Annotated in this window: 1 protein-coding gene; it reads right to left on the bottom strand. The window is 69.1% G+C overall.

What is annotated here, in order from left to right:
* Positions 1–9,174 (bottom strand): amino acid adenylation domain-containing protein (locus ACFQS9_RS03520; protein WP_465269912.1); only part of this gene is annotated, 9,174 nt, incomplete at its 3' end.
* Positions 9,175–9,578: the final 404 nt, after the last annotated feature.

The raw sequence follows: 9,578 nt of genomic DNA on the forward strand, positions 1-9,578 counted from the left end.
GTAGCCGCGGGACACACCGACACCACCGATGTACAGCTCACCCGCGACACCCGGGGGCACCAGCCGCAGGTGCTGGTCGAGCACGTACAGCTCGTAGTTCGGCAGCGCGGGCCCGATCGGGACCCGGCCGTCCGGGTAGCCGGTCAGCACCGAGCTCAACCGGTGATCGGTGATCATGTCGGTGGCCTCGGTCGGCCCGTAGTTGTTGTGCAACCGGGTGCCGGCCGCCTCGAGATGCGCGAGCCGAGCCGGGTTGAACGACTCACCACCCAGGTGCAACGACCGCAGCCGCGGCAACACCGACTGATCCGCGTCCGCGTCGAGCAGCGTGGCGAAGGCGCTCGGCGCCATGTTCGCGTTGACCACCGAGCCGCCACCGATGATCTCGAGGATCTCGACCGGGTCGAAGGGGTCCGCGGCCAGGTGCAGCACACCACCATCGGACAGCGTCACCCACACGTTCTTCTGCGTCTGGTCGAACACCGGCGAATTCGCCACCAGCGCACCGTCACCCGGCGCGAGCAGGATCTCGCCGCGATACCACTCGGCGGTGTTGAGGACGCCCGCCATCGGCACCAGCGTCGGCTTCGGCCGACCGGTCGATCCCGAGGTGGTGATCACGTACGCGAGGCGGTGCCCGGCACCCGGCTCGGTCCAGCGGTTCGGCGGGGCCGTATCGGGCCTGCCCGCGAGCCGGGCCTCGGTGTCCGCATCACCCAGCCGCATGAGCGCTCCGGAGTAGGCGAGCTCCTCGCTCCACCCGTCCGCGAGCACCACGGCCGCGACCTCACAGTCCTCGAGAATGGCCGCGATGCGGTCCGCGGGCGCCTTCGGATCGACCGGCAGGTAGGCCGCGCCGACCTTCCACGCCGCCAGCATGCCGACCACCCAGTCCACCGAGCGAGGGACGATCAGCGCCACCACGTCGTCGATGCCGACGCCCGCGGCGATCAGCTCATGTGCCAACCGGTTGGCGCGGCGGTCGAGCTCGCCGCGCGTGACCGTGATCCCGCCGGCCACCAAGGCCGGGGCGTCGGGGTCCTGCGAGGTGCGCGCGTCGATGCGTTCGAGCAGGGTCTGCGCGGTGCGCTCGAGCGCGGTGTCGTTCCAGCGCTCGAGCGTCGCCCGCTCCTCATCGGTGATCAGCTGCAGCGCACCGATGTTCGCGTCGGGGTGCGCCACGAACTCACGCAGCACCCGGATGGTGCGATCCAGATGACCGGCGACGGTCGCCTCGTCGAACGCCTCGTGCTGGAACTCCGCCGCCAGGTGAAGGCTCCCGTCGACGGGAGCGGTGACGATGGAGAGAGGGAAATGGCTCGCGGCCGCGGACTCCACGCCCATCAACCGCATCCCCGCGATGTCGACGTCGCCGCCGACTCCCGAGGTGTCGACAGGGTAGGACTCGTAGATGACAGCGGTGTCGAACAGCGCGGCGTCACCCGCCGCCCGGTGGATGTCGGTCAGCCCGACGAAGTGGTGGTCGAGCAGGCCTGCCTGCTCGGACTGCAGCCGCACGAGCAGGTCACGGACCCGTTCGCGCGAATCGAGCCGCACGGCCACCGGGATGGTGTTGATGAACAGACCGGCCATCGACTCGACGCCGGACAGGTCCGCCGGCCGGCCGGACACGGTGGCGCCGAACACGACGGTGCCGCGACCACTGAGCATTCCGAGCACCAGGGCCCAGGCGGTCTGCACCAGCGTGTTCAACGTGACGCCCAGCTCGGCCGCGAGCGCCTCGGCGCGCGCGGTCTCCTCGGCGGTGAGCGCGCCCTCCACCTTGCCGGGCACCGCGGCGTGGTTGACGCCCTGCACGGCGGGCGCAAGTAGGGTCGGATCGTCCACTCCGGCAAGTGCGGTGCGCCAGGTCTCGAGCGACTGCGCGCGATCCTGTTCGGCCAGCCACTGCAGGTAGTCCTTGTAGTCCCGAGAGCGCGGCAGCGCCGAATCGTCGCCGTCCATCGCGTAGAGCGCCATCAGCTCGCGGATGACGAGCGGGGTCGACCAACCGTCGAGGATCACGTGGTGGTTGGTGAACACCAGCTGCCAGCGATCGGCCGCCAACGCGAGGAGCGTCAGGCGGATCAGGGGCGGCGTCGCCATGTCGAAGCCGGCAGCCCGGTCCGCGTCGAGGATCCGCCCCCGCTCGACGGACACGGACGCCTCGTCGAGACCACTGAGGTCGTGCACGGTCAGCGGGGCTCGGGTCTCGCCGACCACGACCTGCACCGATCCCACGGCCTCGTCGACGAGGAACACCGAGCGCAGGTTCGGGTTCCGCACCAGCAGCCGGTCGGTGGCGCGGCGGAGTCGCTCGGCGTCGACCGAACCGGCCAGGTCGAGCACGAACTGGGCGGTGTAGACATCCACCACGTCCGGCATGCCCTCGGTGAGCAACGCGTGGAACAGCAGACCGTGCTGCAACGGGGACAGGGACCAGAGGTCCTCGACGCTCGGGTACCGGGACTCGAACAGCTCGATCTGGTCTTGAGACAGGGACACCAGTGGCAGGTCGGAGGGGGTGAGACCGCCTGCCGCCTCAGTGCGTGCGTGAGCGCTGATCGCGGTCATCGCGTCGCGCCAGAAGCCGGCGAACTCCTCGATCTCTGTCGCGGTGAGCACCCCGGTCGCGAACGACAGGGTGGCCGACAGGCCGCCGCCGGGCAGCACCGACGCGTTGATCTCCAACGCGGACTCGGGGGCCATGGCCGCGTCGGCCGCGCCACCGAGCACGCCTCCATCGCTGACCGGCATCCAGCCCAGCCCGCGGATCTCGTCAATGAGCTCCCCGGTGCCGAATCGGCCCAGGTAGTTGAAGCTGATCTGCGGAACGGCGCCAGAACTCAGCTCGGCGCCGGTGTCCGAGTTGAGATAACGCAGCAGGCCGTACCCGATGCCGTTGTCCGGCACCGTCAGCAGCTGCTCCTTGACGGCCTTGACCGCTGCGCCCGCCGCCGCGCCACCCGCCAACGCGTCATCGAGATCGATGTCGCCGATGTCGAGCCGGACGGGGTACACGCTGGTGAACCAGCCGACCGTGCGTGAGAGGTCCGCTCCGGGCGCCACCTGGTCCTCGCGACCGTGTCCCTCGAGCGTGATCAGGGTCGAGGATCCCTCGGCACCACGGGCACGCCGCCACGCGGCGACCGCGACGGCGAGGGCCGCGAGCAGTCCATCCTGGGCGCCGCCCCGGAATCGGGCGGGCACCGCGGTCAGAAGTCCGTCGGTCACGTCGGCGGGCAACTCGAGAGACACCTGTCCCCTGGTAGCCATGGTGTCGAGCTCCGCGTCGAGTGGGCGCGACCCGATCGGTGTCTCGGGCCGGGCGAGAACCTCACGCCAGTAACCGAGTTCGGCCACCCGCGACTCGGTGCCGGCCTCCTCGACGAGCGCATGCGCCCACCGGCGCGCAGAGGTGACCTCGGGCTCGAACGTCGGTGCGGCGCCCGCGGTGATCTGCCCCCAGGCAGCGGCGAGTGCTGGCACCAGTAGCCGCCAGGACACGCCGTCCACCACGAGGTGGTGCAGCACGAGAAGCAGGCGTCCGTTCATCTCGCCGAGCTCCGGAGCGGGGTCGAACCAGACCACCGCCGCCATCACGCCCGCGGCCGGATCCAGTCGATCCGCGGCTACGTCCAGCCCGGTCGCCGCCATCGCCTCGAAGCCCGCGCTACCGGGCAGCGAATCCGAGTCGAACTCGATCCGTTCGATCAGACCGTCCGCATGCACCGCGCCGGTCTCACGGGTGCGAAGGATCGGCACTCCGTCATCGCCGGTCACGAGGACCGACCTCAGCATTGCGTGCTGGTCCAGTACCGCCGTGACTGTCGCGGCGAGGGTCTCTCGGTCAAGCCCGACAGGAGCCGTCAGCAGCACCGCCTGTGAGAACCGGGACCCGGCTCCGTTGTCGATCGCCCAGCGCGCCACCGGCAACAGCGGCATGTCGCCCACCGCGCCGCCGGGCAGCTCCTCCAACACCGCGGCAGCAGCATCCGACGACAGCATCGCCACCTGCGCAAGACCAGCGACAGACTTGCGCTCGAACACATCCCGGGCCTTGATCACCACTCCGGCGGCCTTTGCCCGCGACACCAGCTGGATCGAGACGATGCTGTCTCCGCCGAGCGCGAAGAACGAATCGGCCACGCTGACCCGGTCCACGCCGAGGACCTCGGCGAACAGGCCGGCCAGGGTCTCCTCGATCGGGCTGGACGGCGCGACATAGGAATCGAGGGATGAACCGAAGTCGGGCTCCGGCAGCGCCTTCCGGTCCAGCTTGCCGTTGACCGTCAGCGGCACCGCGTCGAGTACGACGATCGCGGACGGCACCATGTGCGCCGGCAGGCCCGCTGCCACGAAACCGCTCAGTTCGGCGACCTCGACCGACGTCCCCGGTACCGGAACCACATAGGACACAAGCACCGTCGCACCCGACGGACCGGGGCGACCGATCGTCACCGCGAAATCGACTGTCTCGTGGCGGGCCAGGGCGGCATCGATCTCGCCCAGCTCGATGCGGAAGCCCCGCACCTTCACCTGGAAGTCGCTGCGCCCCACATACTCTGCCTCGAGCCGTGACAGGTCTGCCGACTCCGAACGATCAACCCAGCGGACCACGTCTCCGGTGCGATACATCCGTGATCCATCGGTGGCGTACGGATTCGCCACGAATCGGTCCGCCGTCAGGCTCGGACGATCGTGGTAGCCGCGCGCGGTCTGGCTGCCCGCGAGATACAACTCGCCTGCGACCCCGAGCGGTACCGGCCGCAACCGGCCGTCGAGCACCAGCGCGGTCACACCGTGGCTAGGTTCGCCGATGGTGACCGGCTCGCCGGCCACGAGCGCGTCGCCGGTCATCGCCATGACGGTCGTCTCGGTGGGACCGTATCCGTTGTGCAGGTGACGGCCCGGGGCCCACCGAACGACGGAATCCTCTGTCACTGCCTCCCCGCCCATGACCAGGCAGGTCAACGAGTCGAGCCCCTCCGGGGAGAGCGCGGCCGCGGCAGACGGAGTGATGAAAGCATGGCTGGCCTGGTGGCCGACGATGATGTCCGCGAGTTCACCACCGCCGTACACATCCGGCGGCACGATGACGAACGTTGCACCGTTCCCGACCGCCATCAGGAACTCCAGGAGGGACGCATCGAAGCTCGGCGAGGTCAGGTGCAGGACTCGCGAGGACGAGGTCACCTGGAACCGGTCGCGGGCCTCGGCCTCGAGGTTCGACAGACCGGAGTGCGTCACCACGACGCCCTTCGGTCGACCGGTCGAGCCCGACGTGTAGATGACCCAGACGGAGTTGTCCACCAGCACCGGAGCGACACGATCCGCGTCCGTCACCGGCGCCGTCGACTGCCGCTCCCATTCCGAGGCGAACTGCGGGCTGTCGAGCACCAACCAGGACGCGTCCGGCAGGTCCGCCGAGTTCTCCGCCAGGGTCAGCCCGATCATCGCGCCCGAATCGGTCAGCATGTGCTCGATCCGATCAAACGGGTACGCCGGATCCATCGGCAGGAAGGCCGCTCCGGACTTCGCGACCGCCCACAGGGCTATCTGCGACTCGATGGACCGGCCCAATGCCAACGCGACAAACGACTCCGGGCCGACACCGCGATCGATCAGCGTGCGGGCCAGCGCATTCGAGCGATCATCCAGCTCGCCGTACGTCATCGTGCGGTCACCGGACACCAACGCCGTCGCCTCGCGATCGGACGCAGCGGCCGCGAGGATCTCGGGCAGCGTTCGCGGCAGCGCGACAGTCGGCCCACAGGCTCGCAACAGTGCGGCCCGCTCCGCCGGATCGGTGATCTCGACATCACCAACCGGGATGGAGGGGTCCGCCACCAGAGCCTCGAGCAACCCGACGAACCGGTCACCGAGGGTGCGCACACTGGACTCATCGAACAGATCCGTGGCGTACACCAGGGTACCGTTCATCCCCGACCGGTCGGCCTTCTCGCCGAGCGAGAGCTGGAGATCGAATTTCGCGAAGGAGACACCGGGATCGACCGGGCTGACCACGAGGTCGGGCAGCTCCAATACCGCCTCTTCGGTGTTCTCGAGTGCGATCACGACCTGGAAGATCGGCGCATGCGCGGTCGACCGCTCGGGAGCGAGGAGTTCCACCAGGCGCTCGAAAGGCACGTCCGCGTGAGCGAGCGCGCCGATGTCCGATTCCCTTGTGCTGCGGAGCATCTCGACGAACGATTTCGCCGGGTCGACCACGGTCCGCAGTGCGAGGGTGTTGACGAACATGCCGACGAGGTCGTCGAGTTCACGCTCGCCGCGACCCGCGGTGGGCGTACCGAGGACGATGTCGTCCGTGCCGGACAGCTTCGAGAGGAGCAGGGCGAACGCGGCGTGCACGGCGGTGAACAGGGTCGCCTCCTGCTCGCGTGCCAGCTCGAGCAGCCGGCCCTGCAGGTCCTGGCCGATCTCGAACTCGACCCGTGCGCCCTCCATGGAGATGACCGCGGGACGCGGGCGATCGGTCGGCAGCGGCAGCACATCGGGAATCCCGGCGAGCTCGTCGACCCAGTAGCCGACCTGCCGCGCCAGCAGCGACTCCGGATCGTCCTCGACGCCGAGCAGCTCGCGCTGCCACATCGCGAAATCCGCGTACTGGACCTCGAGCGGCGCCCACTCTGGGCGCTCGCCGGCGACCCAGCTCGAGTACGCGACGACGATGTCCCTCGCCAGCGGCGCCATCGACGCGCCGTCCGAGGAGATGTGATGCACCAGGAACAGCAGCACGTGCTCGTTCTCGGCCAACCGGAACAGGCGCGGCCGGACCGGGATCTCGACGGTCACGTCGAAGCCCCGCGACGCGAGGTCCGCGAGGGCGGCCATCATGTCAGCATCGTCACGGACCTCGACCGGGGTCAGATCGATGTCGAGGCCGTCGGCGGGCAACACCACCTGGTGCGGACCGTCCCCGTCGTCCGGGAACACGGTGCGCAGCGATTCGTGCCGCTCGAGCACGCTCGTCACCGCGGCCGCCAGGGCCTCGGTGTCGAGCGCGCCGGTCAGCCGGCTGCCGAGCGGCAGGTTGTATGCGGGTGACGAGGTGTCGAACTGGTTGATGAACCACATCCGAGACTGCGCCAGCGACAACGGGATCCGCTCGAGTCGCGGCTGCGCCACGAGTTCCGGCCGACGACGACCGGTCCCCGCCCCCGCGGCCGCGAGCGCGGCCAGCCCGGCGACGGTCGGAGCGTCGAACACCTCGCGCAGATTCACATCCGAGCCGAGTGCCGCGTTGGCCCGCGCCACCACCCGGGCCGCCGACAGCGAGTTGCCACCGATCTCGAAGAACGAATCGTCCGCGCCGACCCGCTCGATGCCGAGGATCTCGCCGAAGATCTGCGCCACCACGATCTCGGCCGGGGTAGACGGCTCCCGGTAGTGATCGGAATGCGACGCGAACTGCGGCCGCGGCAGTGCTTTCCGGTCGATCTTCCCGCTCGTGTTGAGCGGCATCTCGTCCAGCACCACCAACAGGTCGGGAACCATGTACGCCGGCAAGGTCCGGCCCAGGTCGGCCAGCACCTGATCGGTGTCGATCGTCGTGCCCGCGGCCGCGGTCACGTACCCGACGAGTCGCTGCACCCGGTTGTCGTCGTGCACGACGACAATGGACTGCAGGACGTCGGCATTGGCGACCAGCGCGGATTCGATCTCACCGAGCTCGATCCGGAGACCGCGGATCTTGACCTGGAAGTCACTGCGCCCCAGGAACACCAGCTCGCCGTCGCTGCGCTCGCGCACCAGGTCGCCGGTCCGGTACAGCCGCGCGCCGCCGGTTCCGAACGGGCTCGCGATGAATCGCGATGCGGTCAGTGCGGTCATGCCCCCGTAGCCGCGGCCGACCGCATTGCCACCGATGTAGAGCTCACCCGTGATACCAGCGGGCACCGGCCGCAGGCGGCCGTCGAGGACGTGGTAGTCCACTCCCTCCCAGGCGGTACCGATCGGGATCTGGCCCTGTTCGGCGTCCGGCGCGGAGAGGTCCAGCTCATAGATCGACGTGACGTCGGAGGCCTCGGTCGGACCGTAGCTGTTGATCATCCGCGTCCCGGAGCCGATCAACCCGTTGTACGCGGCGGGCCGGATCTGCTCACCGCCGAGGATCACGACGCCCAGGTTCGTCAGCACGCCCTCGGTGTCGAGATCGGCCAGCACCTCGAAAGCGCTCGGCGCCATGTTGGCGATCTGGACGTCCCCCGTGCCGATCTGGCGCAGGATCGGCTGCGGGTCGAAACCGTCCTCCGACAGGTGCAGCACGCCGCCGTATGCGAGCGCCACCCAGATGTTCTTCTGGGTCAGGTCGAACAGCGGCGAGTTCGCCATCAGGACGCCGGTACCCTCGCCGAAGTCCAGCATGCGGCGGTAGGCCTGGAAGGTGTTGGAGACACCACGCATCGGCACCAACGTCGGCTTCGGACGGCCGGTCGATCCCGACGTCGAGATGACATAGGCCAGTCGCATGCCCGCGTCGTCGTCGGTCCACGGATCCCGCCCCTGATCCGTCGCCTCGTGCGCCTCCAGGCGCGCCGCGGTGTCGGGATCGTCGAGGACCGTGACCTCGAAGGGAGCATCGGCCAGCGCGTGCCAGCTGCTCAGCGCGACCACTGCCCTGGCCCCACTCGACTCGATGAGCCCCTCGGTCCGCTCGATGGACCACGTGGGGTCGAGCGGCGAGTAGGCGGCCCCGAGCTTCCACGCCGCGAGCATGCCGATGATCCACTCGAGAGAACGGGGAACGATCAGCGAGACCACATCGTCGGGTCGCACCCCCCGCGACGCGAGTTCCCGCGCCAACTGGTTGGCCCTGCGGTTGAGCTCACCACGGGAGGTCTGACGGCCGTCCTCGACGACGGCGATGGCCTCGGGTTCGCGCTCGACCCACTCCTTCCACAACGCGACGGCCGAGACCAACGGCCATCCGTCGGCGGGCACCTCGGCGGCATCCTCGGGAAGGTCCAGAGTCGAGGCGTCTGCGTGGATCCGGTCGAGCACCCTGCCGATGCCACCCTCGGCGGCGACAATGGTCGGCACCAGGCCGGTGAGAACCACGGACACGATGGCGTCGGCGTCCATGCCTCGATCGGACAACGCTCCTGCCAGCAGCTGCAGACGGTCATCGAGTTCCCGATATGTCACCGACATACCGTCAACCGACACCACGACAGTGTCCGGGCGGTCCGCAGCGAGAGCAGCGATCGATCGAGTCAGATCCGCAGCAGACAACAGGTCCTCCGTGACGTTCGCGCTGATTCAACGTCGGCGAACCGTCACGGACAGAACTCCCCACACGTTTCGCCGCCCCGAGAACCTTACGTGAACCGTCGACAGGCTTCGAATCCCGCCGTCAGCCCGCGTCACACCGGGCGGCGATGTGACGCGGGCCACACAGCTACTCGACCTTGCCCGACATCAGTTCCCGCAGGACCGGGCCGATGTCGGCGAGCGCCTCGGCGGAGAGCATCGACCAGTGCGTGGCGTGCACGGACCGATGCCGCACCGAACCTGCCACCGCGCCCGACCAGGAGCGGGCCGCAATCGAGTCGTCG

Origin of the sequence: Rhodococcus daqingensis (genome assembly GCF_042665615.1) — a bacterium.
Classification (GTDB): domain Bacteria; phylum Actinomycetota; class Actinomycetes; order Mycobacteriales; family Mycobacteriaceae; genus Rhodococcus_G; species Rhodococcus_G daqingensis.